General features: G+C 44.9%; 14 protein-coding genes. 4 read left to right on the top strand and 10 right to left on the bottom strand.

Features of this window, described 5'->3' with window-relative positions; translation table 11 throughout:
* Nucleotides 1-26 precede the first annotated feature (26 nt).
* From ACFGVR_RS17140 to ACFGVR_RS17110, 7 genes are all read right to left on the bottom strand, one after another.
* Nucleotides 27-944, bottom strand: coding sequence for a DUF72 domain-containing protein (locus ACFGVR_RS17140; protein WP_448698572.1), 918 nt, complete (start codon nucleotides 942-944; stop codon nucleotides 27-29).
* Between the two features lie 172 nt (nucleotides 945-1,116).
* Nucleotides 1,117-2,412 (bottom strand): MFS transporter, encoded by a 1,296-nt coding sequence (locus ACFGVR_RS17135; RefSeq protein WP_448698571.1) that lies wholly within the window; start codon nucleotides 2,410-2,412, stop codon nucleotides 1,117-1,119.
* 75 nt (nucleotides 2,413-2,487) lie between these two features.
* A complete protein-coding gene (locus tag ACFGVR_RS17130) occupies nucleotides 2,488-2,904 on the bottom strand; it encodes a BLUF domain-containing protein (protein ID WP_448698570.1) in 417 nt (138 codons plus the stop codon).
* Nucleotides 2,905-2,978: 74 nt separating this feature from the next.
* Nucleotides 2,979-3,749 (bottom strand): enoyl-CoA hydratase/isomerase family protein, encoded by a 771-nt coding sequence (locus ACFGVR_RS17125; protein WP_448698569.1) that lies wholly within the window; start codon nucleotides 3,747-3,749, stop codon nucleotides 2,979-2,981.
* 2 nt (nucleotides 3,750-3,751) lie between these two features.
* Complete coding sequence (locus ACFGVR_RS17120; RefSeq protein WP_448698568.1) at nucleotides 3,752-4,339, bottom strand: LutC/YkgG family protein; 588 nt, start codon at nucleotides 4,337-4,339, stop codon at nucleotides 3,752-3,754.
* Nucleotides 4,340-4,432: 93 nt separating this feature from the next.
* The gene (locus ACFGVR_RS17115; protein ID WP_448698567.1) at nucleotides 4,433-5,812 is read right to left on the bottom strand and encodes a LutB/LldF family L-lactate oxidation iron-sulfur protein; all 1,380 of its coding nucleotides are present in this window, start codon (nucleotides 5,810-5,812) and stop codon (nucleotides 4,433-4,435) included.
* Between the two features lie 49 nt (nucleotides 5,813-5,861).
* Entirely contained in the window at nucleotides 5,862-6,599 is a 738-nt protein-coding gene (locus ACFGVR_RS17110) for a (Fe-S)-binding protein (protein ID WP_448698566.1), read from the bottom strand.
* Nucleotides 6,600-6,774: 175 nt separating this feature from the next.
* Here ACFGVR_RS17110 and ACFGVR_RS17105 point away from each other — a divergent pair, with 175 nt between their 5' ends.
* Together ACFGVR_RS17105 and ACFGVR_RS17100 are read left to right on the top strand one after the other, a co-directional pair.
* Entirely contained in the window at nucleotides 6,775-7,182 is a 408-nt protein-coding gene (locus ACFGVR_RS17105; protein WP_448698565.1) for a hypothetical protein, read from the top strand.
* Between the two features lie 420 nt (nucleotides 7,183-7,602).
* Nucleotides 7,603-8,766: a DUF1624 domain-containing protein gene (locus ACFGVR_RS17100; RefSeq protein ID WP_448698564.1), complete on the top strand. Its 1,164-nt coding sequence runs from the start codon at nucleotides 7,603-7,605 to the stop codon at nucleotides 8,764-8,766.
* Here ACFGVR_RS17100 and ACFGVR_RS17095 read toward each other — a convergent pair.
* From ACFGVR_RS17095 to ACFGVR_RS17085, 3 genes are all read right to left on the bottom strand, one after another.
* Complete coding sequence (locus ACFGVR_RS17095; RefSeq protein WP_448698563.1) at nucleotides 8,761-10,683, bottom strand: ATP-binding protein; 1,923 nt, start codon at nucleotides 10,681-10,683, stop codon at nucleotides 8,761-8,763. The two genes, ACFGVR_RS17100 and ACFGVR_RS17095, sit on opposite strands and share 6 nt — an antisense overlap.
* Nucleotides 10,684-10,757: 74 nt before the next feature.
* The gene (locus tag ACFGVR_RS17090; protein WP_448698562.1) at nucleotides 10,758-11,345 is read right to left on the bottom strand and encodes an acyl-CoA thioesterase; all 588 of its coding nucleotides are present in this window, start codon (nucleotides 11,343-11,345) and stop codon (nucleotides 10,758-10,760) included.
* 71 nt (nucleotides 11,346-11,416) lie between these two features.
* On the bottom strand, nucleotides 11,417-11,791 hold the full coding sequence (locus tag ACFGVR_RS17085) for a VOC family protein (protein WP_448698561.1): 375 nt from the start codon (nucleotides 11,789-11,791) through the stop codon (nucleotides 11,417-11,419).
* A 292-nt stretch (nucleotides 11,792-12,083) separates the two neighbouring features.
* On the opposite strand from ACFGVR_RS17085, the gene ACFGVR_RS17080 reads away from it, so the two are divergent.
* Together ACFGVR_RS17080 and ACFGVR_RS17075 are read left to right on the top strand one after the other, a co-directional pair.
* Nucleotides 12,084-13,022, top strand: a complete 939-nt coding sequence (locus ACFGVR_RS17080; RefSeq protein WP_448698560.1) for a hypothetical protein — start codon at nucleotides 12,084-12,086, stop codon at nucleotides 13,020-13,022.
* A 124-nt stretch (nucleotides 13,023-13,146) separates the two neighbouring features.
* Nucleotides 13,147-16,029: an outer membrane beta-barrel protein gene (locus ACFGVR_RS17075; protein WP_448698559.1), complete on the top strand. Its 2,883-nt coding sequence runs from the start codon at nucleotides 13,147-13,149 to the stop codon at nucleotides 16,027-16,029.
* The last annotated feature ends 91 nt before the right edge of the window (nucleotides 16,030-16,120 follow it).

Genomic DNA, 16,120 nt, shown 5'->3' with positions numbered 1-16,120 from the left:
GTCTGCTATAGGCCGGGTGCGATTCTTCAATCAAACAACCCTTTATCTTTAGACAAAAAGTTCGGCCGCATAATATTCAGATCAAGCTCTCTGTTTAATTCCTTAACCACGTAATCAGCCAATTCGGGCGAGTAACGCTCATCATGCTGGTGCATAAAAAACCACACGGATTGCAGACCCTGCTTATGCCATTGTTTGATCCGCTGCACCCACTCATCACAGCGCGCGTAATCAGTGGGGTGCAAACTGTTACCCACAAAACGGATAAAGGCATGCGGCGTAGGCAGCTCCATATGCACGCAATCCCGCCTGCCCGAAGCATCGGTAATTACCGCGCCGATGCCCAGTTCTTTCAGCATGCCAAAAAGCTCATCACGTATAGCCGGGTTAGCATACCATTCTTTATGGCGCACCTCAACAAAAACAGGCACATCCCTGGGCAGCTCTTGCAGGTAAAGTTTCAGGTCGGGTAAGCTTTTAGGCGTATAATTATCGCTCAGCTGTAAAAACAGCGGGCCAAGCATTTCGCCAAAGGCCATAATACCCTTATAAAACTGGGTAGTCACCTCCTCCGCGTTCTTTAACCGCTTAATATGGCTAATGCTTTGCGAAAACTTAGGGCAAAACTTAAAGTGTGGATTGGTTAAAGCCTTCTCTTTCCACTTCTCAATGGTCGTTTCCGGGTACACATTGTAAAAGGTGGCATTCAGTTCAATGCTGTCAAAATGCTTCACATACTCATCCAAAAAGTTAGCCTCTTTGGTTTTCTCAGGATAGATCTTGCCCAGCCATTCTTTACGCCCCCACTTGGCGCAGCCTACATGCACATCAAGCTGCTTTTTAAAGCCTGCTGCTTTTAAAGTATCAACAGTCAGTTCAGGATCAGCCGGCAAGGTAAAATCAACCATCGCCAGTTCTTCGGTAGTAACGCGTCCAAATTCCATTTTTCAGATATGAGATGTGAGATATTAGATTTGAGATAATTTTATTGCCGAAGTTCGAAAGTATAATTTAGATATGAGATGTGAGATATTAGATTTGAGATAAATACAATTCGGCTAACCGCAAAAATAATTACCCTGTCTCAATACTCATATCTCAATACTCACATCTCATCTAATCTTCCATCTTCGAGTACTTCTTCGTATCGTTCATCAATGCATATACCACAAGCGATATCAAAATACAGCCTGTTGCATACCAGTAAAACCAGTCAGCGTGGCCGTTTTGTTTAAAGGTCAGGGCCAGCCACTCGGCGCTGCCGCCAAATATCGATACCGCAACAGCATACGGAAACCCCACGCCCAGTGCCCGTACATTTACCGGGAACAACTCGGCCTTAACAACCGCGTTGATGGAAGTATATAACGTGGTAATAACCAGCGCCACCATGATCAGCGCAAACGCCAGCCAAAAATCATGCGTTTTACCAAGCGTTGTCATGATGGGGATAGTAGCCAGCGAGCCCAATATCCCAAAACCAATTAACAGCGGCTTCCGCCCGATCTTATCCGACAGCAAACCAAATACCGGCTGCAACAACATAAACACAAACAGCGTTAATGCCGATATCAATGTCGCTTCGTTTTTACTAAACCTCGATGTCGTTACCAAAAACTTGGGGATATAAGTACTGAACGTATAAAAAGCCACCGTACCGCCCATGGTAAGCCCCACAACCAGCAACACTGCTTTAGGATGCTGCAATAAGGTTTTGATGCTTCCGCGACCGGCATTGGCCTTTTCTTTTTTAAAGTTATCAGTTTCGGTAAGGTTTCGCCTCAAATACATTGCCGATATAGCCAAAACTGCCCCTATCCCAAACGGGATGCGCCAGCCCCAGGCATGCAGTTGCCCCTGTGTTAAAAAGCATCGTTGCAATAACACCAAAACACCCAGTGCCAGCAACTGCCCCATAATTAGCGTTACATACTGAAAACTTGAATAATACCCCCTGTGTTTTTTAGTGGCCATCTCGCTCAGGTAGGTTGCACTGGTGCCGTATTCGCCGCCAACACTCAGGCCCTGCAATATCCGCGCAAGCGTTAATATTACCGGGGCAGCCACACCAATGGTTTGGTAACCTGGTACCAGGGCAATTAGTAACGAACCTGCGCTCATTAACAATACCGATAAGGTAAGCGCCGCTTTACGTCCTTTTTTATCCGCGTAAGCGCCCATAACCCAGCCCCCGATGGGCCGCATTAAAAAACCGATGGCAAAAATACCGGCGGTATTAACCAATTGTGCTACTTCGTTCGTTTCGGGGAAAAAAGCCCCTGCAAAATAGAGTGAGAAAGCCGAATAGATATACCAGTCGTACCATTCAACTAAATTACCTATCGAGCCGCCAAATATGGATTTGAGCCTGTAAGCTGCTTTTTCGTCGGTTAGTGAATCGTTGTCGGCCATAGGAATAATACAACCGAAAATAGGATTTTAATTTGATATGCTGAGCGTGGTTTGCAACAAAAGCGAGGGCAATAATTAGTACTGTAAATTATGCTGTGCAAATGTTTTCAGCAGGTTGATAACCGGATGGCGCTGATCATGGTCGGTTAAAAAATCGTACCGCAGCGGGTTTACAAAGCCATTGATCCGGGTCACATCTTCCGACATCGGCTTAAAACCCATCGACCAGTCGGTAAATGTGCGGCTCTCTTCTCTGCCGCTTTTTAGCCGGATCACCCCTTTCTGGATCTCGTCAAACTGCAGTTTTTCAAAAGCGCTTTCAAGCTGTTCTTCCTCTCCTTCCAACGCCTGGAAAAAAGTGCCCTTGCTGTACAGCATCATCCCGGTTATACCGCTTTTAGTGTACTGATATTTAATATTTACAAGCAACTGTTTCAGATCTTCTGCATCCAGCACCCGCGACGACGAGCTCACATAAATCAGATAATTCATATCCCCCATGTAGTAATATACGGGGTTTTTATACGCCTGGATGGCTTTAAAAGTTACAATTGTAACAAATACGCTTATCTGGAAGGCTTTAAGTTTTTGATGGCAGTTTGTGCATCGTTTGAAAGCACCAGCTCGCCGCTGATAGCGGCGCGTTCGATAAGCAAAGTATCCCAGCTATCGGTATTGTGCCACAGCGTTTTGCGCAGCGCAGTTAAAGCGTTGGGGTTCCAGCCAGCCATTTTATGAGCCGATGCCGCGATAGCAGCATCCATTTCTTCAGTAGTATCAAAAACTTCGGCAAACAGGCCTTGTTCTTTTCCCCACTGTGCAGTATAAAACTCACCTGCTGTTAAGGCAAGTTGCGAAAAAGCGCTTAATCCCATTTTACGGGTAACCGCGGGCTCAATAACAAACGGACCGATGCCAATACTTAATTCACTTAATTTAATGGACGCATTCGCGGTAGCAAAACAATGGTCGCACGCCGAGGCAATGCCTATCCCACCGCCAATGGCCTTGCCATGCACCCTGCCGATGATCATTTTTTGCGAGGTGCGGCAGGCATTGATCACCTTGGCAAAGCCCGAAAAAAATTTCATACCCTGTTCAAGGTTGGTGATCTGCAGCAACTCGTCAAAATTAGCGCCTGCGCAAAAGGTGCGGTCGCCATTGCTTTTTATGATAATAACGCGGGTTTGTGGGTCGCTCCCGGTTTTTTGTATGGCCGATGCCAGTTCATCAAGCAAAGCTGTGGGTAACGAGTTTTGTGCCGGGTGAAAAAAGGCGATGGTACTTATCCCCTTTTCGTCCGTAGTAACATTCACATAGCCTTTGCTTACTTCCATTGTTATCCTAATAAAAAAACCGTCATGCTGCGCGGGCCATGTGCGCCCAGCACCAGCGACTGCTCAATATCGGCAGTTTTAGACGGGCCGGCAATAAAGGTACCAAATCCGTAAACACCGTTACCAATTTTTTGATAAGCTTCGTGCATTGTGGGCACTATGTTTTTTACATCAACCACAACAGCTAAATGCTGGCAAATAAAAGGCAGCACCCGCTGGCCTATGATATCCTCGGTAACCCAAACGGCCCCGTTTTCGGCAACGGCAAAATGCGCGCCGGTAATGGTCAGTTCAATATCTTCCAGCGTATGGGGGTCCATTTCTCCGCCGGTATTCAATTCGGCAGCATCACTCAATTCGATAAGCGTGGTCACAACCCGTTTGGTAGTATCAAAATGCTCAGGCAATAGTTTTTTGATCTCGTCAAAGTTTTTAACCTTCAACACCTTACCGCCAATGGTGGTCAATACCGTGGTAAATTTTTCTTCCGGGTCCTCACTACCACCTTTTAAAAAGCCGATATCCGGCAAAGGCAGCAAGGCCGGTTGATTTTGACCGATGGCCGCTAATATTTTCTCTCTACTCGACATTGGTTATTGAGTTATTGAGTTATTGGTTATTGGAATCTCGCCAACCGACACTCTTATCTTGATTCTTGATTCTTGATTCTTACTTCTTTACTATTACTTCTTGGCTCTATTCTTCCCGTACCATTCCCCAAACGATTCTTTTGGCGGCTCCGGCATATCGCGTTGTTTGTACCAGGGGTTCAGTTTATTGTTCACAGCAAATGGCACGTGTTTCATAAACCACCTGCCCGCTTTACCTCCAACATGGTAAATAGTTGGCGATGACAGCGTTAACGTCATTACCTGCATGCCGGCTTTCTTGGTTTTGGTAGCATAACCGTTCTTCACAATTACCTGCCTCCATTTGTATAACTGATCGTGTATATCAATTTTAACCGGGCAAACGTTCGAGCACGATCCGCAGAGCGTTGACGCAAACGGCAGGTCGGCATATTTTTCCATATCCAGGTTAGGTGCCAAAATAGCCCCTATCGGGCCTGATATCGCGTTATGATAGCTATGTCCCCCGCTACGGCGATAAACCGGGCAGGTATTCATACAGGCACCACAACGGATACACTTTAACGAGTTCCTAAACTCTTCGCGCCCCAATTGTATACTCCTTCCATTATCCACTATCACAATGTGCATCTCTTCGCCATTACGCGGCTTGCTAAAATGGCTCGAGTAAGTGGTAATAGGCTGCCCGGTAGCGCTCCGCGTAAGCAGGCGTAAAAATACGCTCAGATGTTTCCTTTCGGGGATGATCTTCTCAAAACCCATACTGGCAATGTGCACATCGGCTAAATGCGCGCCCATATCGGCATTACCCTCGTTGGTACATACAACAAATTCACCGGTTTCGGCAATGGCAAAGTTTACGCCCGTTAAGGCGGCTTTACGGGTTAAAAAAGTCTCACGCAAGTGATGGCGTGCCGTTTCGGTTAAAAACTGCGGGTCTGCGTTACCTGCCGGTGTACCTAAGTATTGGTGAAAAAGCTCGCCTATTTCTTCCTTCTTTTTGTGGATACAAGGCAACACAATATGGCTCGGCGGTTCATGCGCCAATTGTACAATACGTTCGCCTAAGTCCGAATCGATCACATCAACGCCGTGCTCACCTAAATACTCGTTCAAATGGCATTCTTCCGTCAGCATCGATTTACTTTTTACCATGCGGGTAACGTTGTGCCTTTGCAAAATGCTCAGCACTATTTCGTTATGCTCTTTGGCGTCGGCCGCCCAGTGCACGGTAACGCCGTTGGCTTTGGCATTAGCCTCAAACTGTTGCAAATAAGCGCTCATGTTCGATAGCACGTTGTGCTTGATCTGCGATGCCGTTTCGCGCAAATCTTCCCACTCAGGCAACTGGTGCACAGCCTTATCCCGCTTGGCGCGGATCCACCACAAGGTTTCATCGTGCCAGTTTACACGGGCTTCGTCTGCATTAAATATATCGGCTAAAGCCGCGTGGTCTTTCGTTGATTCGTTCATTGGTTCATTAGTTATGCAATTGCATATCTCAAATCTAATATCTCAATTCTCACATCTGTGAGTTCAGTATCTCCGCAATATGCAGCACCTTAACCTTACTGCCCTGACGGTTTAAAATACCTTCCATGTGCATCAGGCAGCTCATATCCACACCAGTAATATATTCGGCACCATGCGCTAAATGGTCGGCCACCCTGTCTTTACCCATCTTTACCGAAACCGCTTCTTCGGCAACGCAAAAGGTACCGCCAAAACCGCAGCATTCGTCCTTACGGCTCAGCTCCACTATTTCCAATCCCTCAACCATATCGAGCAGGCTTCCCGGTTTCGAAAATTCGGGCGCTACCAGTTCCGTCATTGATGACAGGTGCAGCCCCCGCTGCCCGTGGCAGCTCTGGTGCATGCCAACCTTGTGCGGAAACTTCGCGGGCAGGCTGGTCACTTTCAGTACGTCGGTTAAAAACGAAGTAAACTCATATATCTTTTCGCTGATGTGTTTAGCCTTTTCGGGTTGGGCATCATCATGCAAATGATCGCGGATATGCAGTACACAGCTGCCCGATGGCGCTACGATATAATCAAACTCGGCAAAGTTTTTAATAAACAACTCGTTACAGCCATGCGTTAAATGCTCGAAGCCCGAGTTAGCCATTGGCTGGCCGCAGCAGGTTTGATTTTTAGGATAAGTTACCGTAACACCTAACTTTTCCAAAAGTTCGAGGCAGGCAATTGCGGCACCGGGATAAAATTGATCAACATAACAAGGAATGAACAGTCCGACTGTCATAGATATTCTATTTAAAGCGCTTTGAGGCGAGGTGTAAAACTGATTCAGCAAAATTAAAATTTAATAGCTAAAAGCAACATCAAAACATAAAAACCGTCTGCATAACACTTTTAATGTTAAAATTTTGTATTAAAACAGCAGCAAACAATTTGTGCGTTTTAATTATTTGTATCATATGGCTTTGAGCGCACAGATCATCTGGCTTTTTTTACTGGCTATCCCCATAGCCTGCATTGCGTGGACAGTTACCCACGAAGAGGTTTTCCGTGAGCCGCGCGAGGTTTGCATAAAACACTCTAAAACAGCCAAAACCATCGTTAAACGAAAGTTTTTCTACCTGTTTACCTGCGAGTATTGCTTTAGTCATTATGTCACTATCGCGATGCTGATCATTACCGGATACAAGCTATTATTTGACGATTGGCGGGGCTATCTCATCAGCGGCTTTGCCCTGGTATTTGTTGCAAATGTGTATATGAGCCTCTTCGCGCTGATCCGGATCGACCTGAAAAAGACCCGTTCGGAGGCCGAAATAGCCGAAATTGAAGAAGCCAAATGCAAAAAAGATGTATCAAAAAGCTAATTAAAGTTATTCATTAGTGAGCAGGCAAATCACTTTTCAGATCTATCTGCTACCAGGAGGCTCCTCTATAAATGTCGAATAATGAATCCTGAATGGCGAGTGTTCGAAAGATTAAAAAGCAGTGGCATCGCGCGATTCCCTCCCCAGGGAGGGTGGAGGGAGGGGTTTATCGAATATGCACACCCGCAAAATGACCCCTTCCCGCCACTTCACAGACATCCGCACCCTTCCCCAAGGAAGGAGTTTTGATGAAAATCTAATCTTTCGAACACGACTAATTGAAAATTCAAAATTCGAAATAAAAAAAATCCGAAATCGAAAATCCGAATTCCGAAATCAAAACATTCGTTGTTCGATAATAGCAGGTTTGGTGTTTAACACTTTTTTTTGTAAGTTGGTTGCTGCCAAACCTTTATTGCAATGAACGATACCCTCGCCACACCCAAAAAACGTATCGAATCGATCGACATCATGCGCGGAATTGTTATGGTAATTATGGCGCTCGACCATACGCGCGATTTTTTCACCATCATCCGTTTTAACCCAACCGATCTGACACAGGCATCAACTGCGTTGTTCATCACCCGGTTTATAACCCATTTTTGTGCTGCTACCTTTGTTTTCCTTGCCGGTACAGGTGCCTTTTTATCGCTTACGCGTGGAAAGACCAAAGGCGAAGCTGCCCGCTTTTTGATCAGCAGGGGTATCTGGCTCATTATCTTAGAACTAACATTGGTTAACTGGGGGTTTTCGATGGAGCATGGCGAGTGGCGTTTTGCAATGGACTATAGCTTTGTGTTTCTACAGGTGATATGGGTCATCGGCATTTGTATGATCATTTTAGCCGGGCTCATCTACCTGCCGGTTGAGGCGATAGCAATAATCGGGCTGATACTGATCTTCGGCCACAATGCGTTCGATCATATCAATACCAAATCCTTCAACGCAGCCGAAACCGATATCTGGGACCTGTTCCACGTACAAAACATGATAAACTACGCGAACAGCACAAGGCATATATTTGTACTGTATCCCATCATCCCATGGGCTGGCGTAATGGCGGCCGGGTACAGCTTTGGCACCCTGTATAAACTTGATGGAGCCCGCCGTAAGAAAATATTGCTCACCATCGGCATTGCGGCTATTGCACTATTTATCATCATCCGCTCAGTTAACCTTTACGGCGATCCTGATAACTGGACCAAACAAACTGTTTGGTACCGCACCGTGCTCTCGTTTATCAACGCTCAAAAATACCCGCCATCACTCGATTATCTGCTCATTACCCTGGGCCCGGTACTCATCGTTTTAGCTTATCTCGAAAAGGTAAAAAACAAGGTAACCGATATCTTTTTGGTGTTTGGCAGGGTGCCGCTTTTTTATTACCTGTGCCACATTTACCTGTTACAGTTACTGGCCTTCATCACGTTCCATATCAGTACGGCTATGCATATCAGTTACGGTTTTAGTTTACCTGTGGTGTATGCTTTCTGGCTGCTGGCGGTAATAATCCTGTACTTCCCGAGCAAATGGTTTATGCGCTATAAAATGTCGCATAAACAATGGTGGCTAAGCTATTTATAACCGGATACTGCCCGGCAGTTTAATATAAAACGTTGTGCCCTCGCCCGGTGTCGATCTAACCGAGATCTCTCCCTGGTTCAGCTCGATCAGTTCGCGGCATAGTTGCAGGCCAATACCTGTGCCTATTTCGCCCATAGTGCCAACCTTGGATAATGGTGGCCGGCTGGCCCACAAATTATCAATATCTTCCGGTTTTATCCCTGTCCCCGTATCCCTGATACTGATCAAAATCTTATCGGCATCAGGTCCAGCATCAACGGTTATACAGCCACCGTTAGGTGTAAATTTGATGGCATTGCTTATCATATTCCTGAAGATCACTTTCAGATGGTTTTCGTCAACAAATAAAAACACTTTCGGTACCACATTATTTTGCAGCGTAATGTCTTTTTGCGAAAGCAGGTAAGCAAAGGTTTCGCGCATTTCGTCAACAACCAGCATCAGCCGTACATCGGTAGTAGCCACATTACTCCCTTGTATCTGGTTATTTGCCCATTGCAACAGGTTGGTCAGCGTTAATTCTGCGCCCCTTACAACAGGGTTCATATTTTTCATCACCTGGTGTATCTCATCATCGGTAAGCGCCCTCTGCTCAAACAGGTCGGTTACATTGCGCAGATTACCTATGGGCCCGCGCAGGTCATGCCCTATCACCATCAAAAGCTTATTTTTTAAATTATTTAAACTATTAAGGTGTGTCGATTGTGCCTGGATTAATTCCGACTGCTGCCTGATGGCTGAATTTTGGCTGGTAAGCGTTACCGCTAACTTCTTTTTTTCGCGATACAACCTGTAAACAACATATAAACCGGCAATTAAAAGCCCTAACGAAATAACCAGTACAATGATGATCCTTTGCTGCGATCTAACCAGCATCCGGTTGATCTGGTTGTTATGTTGCGCGCTGTCAATTTTTTGCAGGCGGTTATGCAGGTAAAAGTAATCCCGCATCAGTTGTGCGCTGTTTTGTTTATCGATGGTGTTTAGCCACAGTAAAAAGCTGTTATATTTATCCTGGTAATAAAGTACTTGTTTGGTATTACCCTGGCGTTGGTAAACATCAATAAGCGCCTGGTAGGATGCAGTAATAAAATCCATTATTCCTAAGCTGTCGGCCATTAAGTTTGCCTTCTGTGCATATTTAAGTGCTTCATCGGGTTTACCCAAATTAAGCAGTATCTCGGCTTTTGATACAAAACAGCTTGTTCTCAGTCGCTTATTATTATTCAAAAAACTCATGCTGATAGCCGTATCGGCATATCCATCTGCTAATTTGTAGTTGATATTGCCGTCGTATTCGCTGTAAATACTGGTGAGCCGCCCGTACAAAATAGCTTCGGTGCCGGTATTGTGTATTTGCCGGCATAGTTTTAAAGCTTCATGAACGGCGGTAACAGCTTTTTTAAACTGGTGCGATCGCGCATAGATCAGCGAACGCTCGGTAATCACCTCCTCCTGCATATATTTACTGGTATCCGCCTCGTATTGGGCTTTTTTCAGATATTCAAATGCCGCTTTATAGTTTTTCAGGTCGGCATAATTGCGCCCCATGTTGCGGTAGCAATCAGACAAGCGTAAATGGTTATTCTTATCAAAATAATGTACGGCGGTATCAAGATATAACAAGCTTACCTGGTAGTATGATTGCGCCCAGTAAGTTAACCCGATATTTAAAAAGCTTTCGCCGATGCCTTTTTTATAATTGTTTACTTTCGATAAGATCAACGCGCTTTCTGATAGCTTGCGTGCGGCTGCAGGGCTTGCCAGAAATATAGCGTAAGCTTTGGCATTTAACTGGTCGGCTCTTGCAATACTATCCGGGTGCCCTGTTTCATAAAATAGATCGGCTGGTGATGATACGGCTGAAAATGTTTTTTGAGAAAAAACAACAATAAACAACAGCCACCAAAATCTCATGCGTTAATCAATTAGTTATACAATTGCATACAATGCAACGTTGTGCTTTAAAACCATTTTTACATACCAGATAATTACACTTTTTCGGCAAACATGCAACGCTGTCCTATCAATAGCTCTTCGCACTTTTCATAGTTAACCGGGGCCTTTATCTGTTCAACCTCCTGTTTATAGTTTTGCCTCAGCTCTTTGCGCCGTATCGCTTCTACAAAGCGCCTCACCTCTGTAGGGTTTTCCAATATCAGTCCCGGCACAGCAGTTGGCGTGTTTTGCTCATCCTTAGCAACCATGGTAAAATAACTGGTATTGGTGTGTTTAACCGAGTTTGTTTTTACGTTTTCGGATACTACCCGTATCCCCACTACCAGCGATGTTTTACCCACATAGTTTACCGAGCCCATTAGCGATACCAGTTCGCCCACCTCTATCGGCGCTAAAAAATCCACCGTATCAATAGAAGCAGTAACACAATAATTGCCTGCATGCTTTGCAGCGCATACATAAGCCACCTTATCCATCAGCGAAAGCAAAATACCGCCATGTATCTTGCCGCCAAAGTTTGAGTACGATGGGATCATCAGCTCGGTAATGGTAGTTTCGGATAAACGCACAGGTTTATAATGTAAATGATCGTCAGCATCGATAGGTATAGGTTGTGTCATGATCTTATTTTTTGTCGGAAGGCCAGCTTCCGGTAAATATAAAGGGTACTTAGTTATTTTTTATTTCCGTATTACCCGGTTACTATCTCCTGCCCAAATTGCAATAAATAACCATTATTATCATAAATGGCAAATTCGCGCATGCCGTAATCAAAACTTTCAATTGGATAACAAACCGGGCTTTGCTCTTTTACGTCTTCCCAAACCTCATCAACATTTTCGGCAGTAAAATAAAGCGATCCGCTCATGATCGGTTTAGGGATATGACGATGCTGATTAGGTAAAGTGAACATGATATTGATATCGCCCCATTTAAGCGAGGCCCAACCCATATCGGGTACATAGTTTTCAATTGTAAAACCAAGCACCCGGGTATAAAAATCGAGGGTAGTTTCTATGTCCGGAGTTTCGAGCATGGGCGTTAAGGCAGTTAGTTTATAAGTCATGATGCAACATTTATCTATAATTTACATCTAATTAGTGTGCTTTAGTGCCGTACACCAATACTAAAAATACTTTTTTAATCTCACAATTAAAAAAAGCGGCTTATTTTTGTACAAACCGGGCAATTTTAAGTGTCTATGCAACAATTGTATGACATTTACGCAACAATTATATGACATTGAAATATCTATTAAACTTAGCCGTAAATTCACAGTCAATATAACCTGAGTAAATAATAGGCCTCGGAATAATTTAACAGGTATAGATAAAACCAATTAATACAACTAATTAAACATGAAAACGAAGGTTACATCTTCATTTAAACTAATACTGATAGCACTGTTTGTAACGACGTTGTGCGGGCATGTACAGGCACAAAAAGATATCCAGGCTGCCAACCTTAAAGCTCCCGAAGGCATAAAAATTGATGGTAAACTTAACGAGTGGGGTTATGATTTCCAGGCGTATAACAAAACTACCAAGGCATATTACACCATGGCCAATGACGATAAAAATTTATACCTGGTTGTAAAAGTTAAAGATAAGTTAAACATAGTTAAAACTTTGGGTGGCGGCATAAGCCTTACTATTAACACCGCCGATAAGAAAAAAGATAAAGATGCCTTTGTGATCACCTTCCCTATGCCGCCGCCAAGAGGCGCGGGCCGTAGTGCCTTGCGTGGTGCACGCGGCGGTTTTGGCGGCGGAAACCAAACTCAAACCCCAGCCCAGATCGATTCGGCCAGCAGGGTTGCCCATAAAACCGCTCTTGGATTAATAAGAGAAATAGGCGTACTGGGTTTTAAAGATATTACCGATAGCACCATATCTATTTATAACGAATACGGAATAAAAGCAGCTGCAGGTTTTGATGAGGAAGACAGTTTTGTTACCGAACTGGCCATACCATTAAAATTACTTGCACTTAATGCCGACGATCCAAAAGAATTTGCCTACAATTTTAAAATGAATGGTGTTAATGCCGGCAACAGAAACCGTGACAACGGTGGCGACGGCGGCTTTGGAGGCAACAACGGTGGCGGCCGTAATGGCGGCGGTGCAGGTGGCGGTGGTAACTTTGGTGGAGGCGGCGGCGGAGGAGGCCGGGCTGGCCGTGGCGGAGGCGGCGGTAACTTTGGCGGTGGTAACAACAGTGGCATCACAGCCATGGAAGAGTTAACCACAGCAACCGATTTTTGGGGCAAATACACCCTGGCCAGATCGGCAAAATAATAACGTACAGGTTGTAACTGACCGAAAGACCTTACTAACAATCCCCTGATTGACATATAAAAGTGCCGCTTATTGTGGTACCATTGGAATACTATTTTTAAATCACAGACCAAAACAAATCCTAATGAAACAAATTCTACTTATCCTTTTTGTGATCACGCTTTCAGGCGACCTGTTTGCGCAGGGAGGCAATAACGGGGCGCGCAACAGGCCGCAGCAGCCACAGGTACTGGCCCTGCCATTCAGAGAGGTAAGCGGCGTAGTAAAGGATACTGCCGATAATACCATCATCGGCGCCACTATTACACTAACGTCTAAAAGCGATACTTTGCGTGCGTCAACCAATGCGGATGGTATTTTTGTTATAAAAAATGTAAAACAGGCCGTTTTTACTTTAGAGGTCAGAGAATTGGGGTACCTGCCCATAGTTCGTAAATATTTAAACAACGATGCCATCAAACGCGTGGTTTTAGAACCTATTATCATGCACTCGGCATCGCATATGATGGGCGAAGTAAAAATTAATGGCGTACCCAGCATAACTTATAAGGTAGATACCGTTGAATATCGCGCCAGCGACTATAAAGTACACGCTAACGCTACGGTTGACGAGTTGCTGAAAAAGATGGAGGGCATGGAAGTCGGATCAGACGGATCACTAACGCACCAGGGCCAGCAAGTAGTAAAAGCCCGCCTGAACGGCAAAGATTATGCCGGCGGGAATGTGGCCCAGGCTATACAAAACCTGCCCGCGGACATTGTCGAGAAGATCCAGATAGTTGATGATTATGGCGACCAGGCTGCCCGTACCGGCATTAAAGACGGTGATCCGCAAAAGGTGTTGAACATTACCACCCGTGCCGACCGCTCAGTTGGTACTACAGGCCGTATAGCCGGTCAGTACGGTAGTGACGACCGGTATAGTGCAAATCTGTTTGTTCAGCGCATCAATGCTAACCAGCAATTAGGTGTAATAGCCAACATACGCAACACGGTTAATGGTGTTGCCTCTACCGGTGTACAGGGTGGCGCTACTAATGGCGGCGGTGGTGGTAACGGCGGCGGCGGTGGTGGTACTGGTGGTACAACCAGATCGGGTGCGCCATCATTTAACTATCGCGATCAATGGGGTAAAAAAATACAGGTTACCGCCAGCTACGCATATAGTTTCAGGGATGTAAATTCTATCAACAACAGCTTTGGCTCAAACTTCAGCTCGTTAGGTACAGAAAATTACATCAGGAGCAGCACGGCCCAAAACAATGCCAAAAGCCACAACGTAAACTTCCAGATGGAGTATACTATTGACAGCGCTAACTTTTTACAAATAACGCCAAACTTTAGCTACTCAAACTCGGACAATGTGAACACTTCGCAAAACGTATACGATGACTATTATAACAAGCTTAATCCGATAACCAACGAAATGCAGCCGGATTATAAGTTTTATAACAAAAATGGTTTGTCGGGCAGTGATAACAGCGTACCTAATTACGGCATTGTAGCTTTTTACCAGCACTTATTTAAAAAACCGCACCGCAATGTATCGTTACAGTTAAGTTATAACAACACCAACAACGAGGCCAACAGCGAATCGAACAACCAAACGTTATACTACAGCGATGTAGTTCGCGGCACGCAAATCGACTCACTAAGGCTGCATTATCGTGTTAAACGTACCAGTGATAACAAAACCTATCGCGCAAGCGCTACCTATGTTGAGCCCTTAAACCTCACCTCACAACTTGAGTTTAACGCCCAGGTAAGAAGCAGTCAGTACGACAACTCCGCGTTGACCGATAGTGTATTATACGATAATTCAGAGATACCTTTACCCAGCCGCAGTAACCTTTCCGACTATTCGTTTACCGAAACACGCGGAACGATCAATTACAGGTTCAATGGTGTTAAATACAACTTATCGGTAGGTACTACATTTATCCCATCAGTACTTAAAGGCACTAAATTAAACAGCACAACAAGCAGCAATGTAGCAACCGAGCGTTCTGATTTCAGGGTGATCCCGGTGTTCCGTTTCTCTTATTCGTGGACCCGCACCCAACGTTTTAGCCTGGCATACTCGGGCCAAAACAGCGAGCCTACATTTACCCAGATCCAGCCTTTTACCGATCTGTCAAACCCGCAAAATCCCATAGTTGGTAATCCCGATCTAAAACCGGCCTTTACCCACTCTATCAATGCGCAGTACAATAATTACATTGCTAACTCAAAAGTGAATCTTTCGTTTGGACTTAACACCACCATTATTGATAACGCCATTACTACAAACAACCTGCAGATACTCAATTCATCGTATGCAAAGGCCGGTACTTACATCAACGAAACACATTATGTAAACCTCGATGGTTCTCACTCCGTGGTTGGCCGTTACAACATAGCCAAGCAATTGGATGACCGTAAATATAACCTGTCGTTAAACGGTAATATTACTTATGGCTATAACGTGAGCATGAGTAACAACATTAAATACAGCAGTACTACCTGGAGGTTTGACGAGCGTTTTGGCCCGCGTATTAACCCGAATGACAATATCGAGATCAACCCATACATTGGTTATGATCTCACCCGTTCATTCTTTACACAAAACGGCGCGTCGAGCAGCGAGGTTAAAAGGACATCCTTAGCAGTTGACGGTAAAATGTATTTCCTCAAAACATGGCAGGTTAATTACAGCATTACTAAAAGCTACGTAGCGGGTCTAGGCAGCCTGTCAACCAATCCAACGGTAATCAACGCCGGTTTCCAAAAAGAATTTTTCGAAAAGAAGAACCTGGTGTTAACCTTCGATATTTTCGACTTACTGCACCAAAACAACTTTGTTGAACAAACAGTAACCGCCAACTCCATCATCAATACGCAATCAAACGCGCTGAGCCGTTATTTTCTGGTGGGCCTGCGTCTTAACCTGCAAAAGTGGAGCGGCACCCCTACCCGTAACGGCAAGCAAATGATGCGCCGCGGCGATGGCAGCTTTATCTACAACTAAACGCTCAACCACCATATAACAAAAAGAGCCCCGCGATAAATCGCGGGGCTCTTTTTGTTTGTGTGTCCTCAGGTTGTTTCCTGTCGGACGT

This window comes from Mucilaginibacter aureus, from assembly GCF_053514885.1.
The sequence above is the reverse complement of the archived record's forward strand: the minus strand, read 5'-3'. Positions and strand labels throughout refer to the sequence as shown.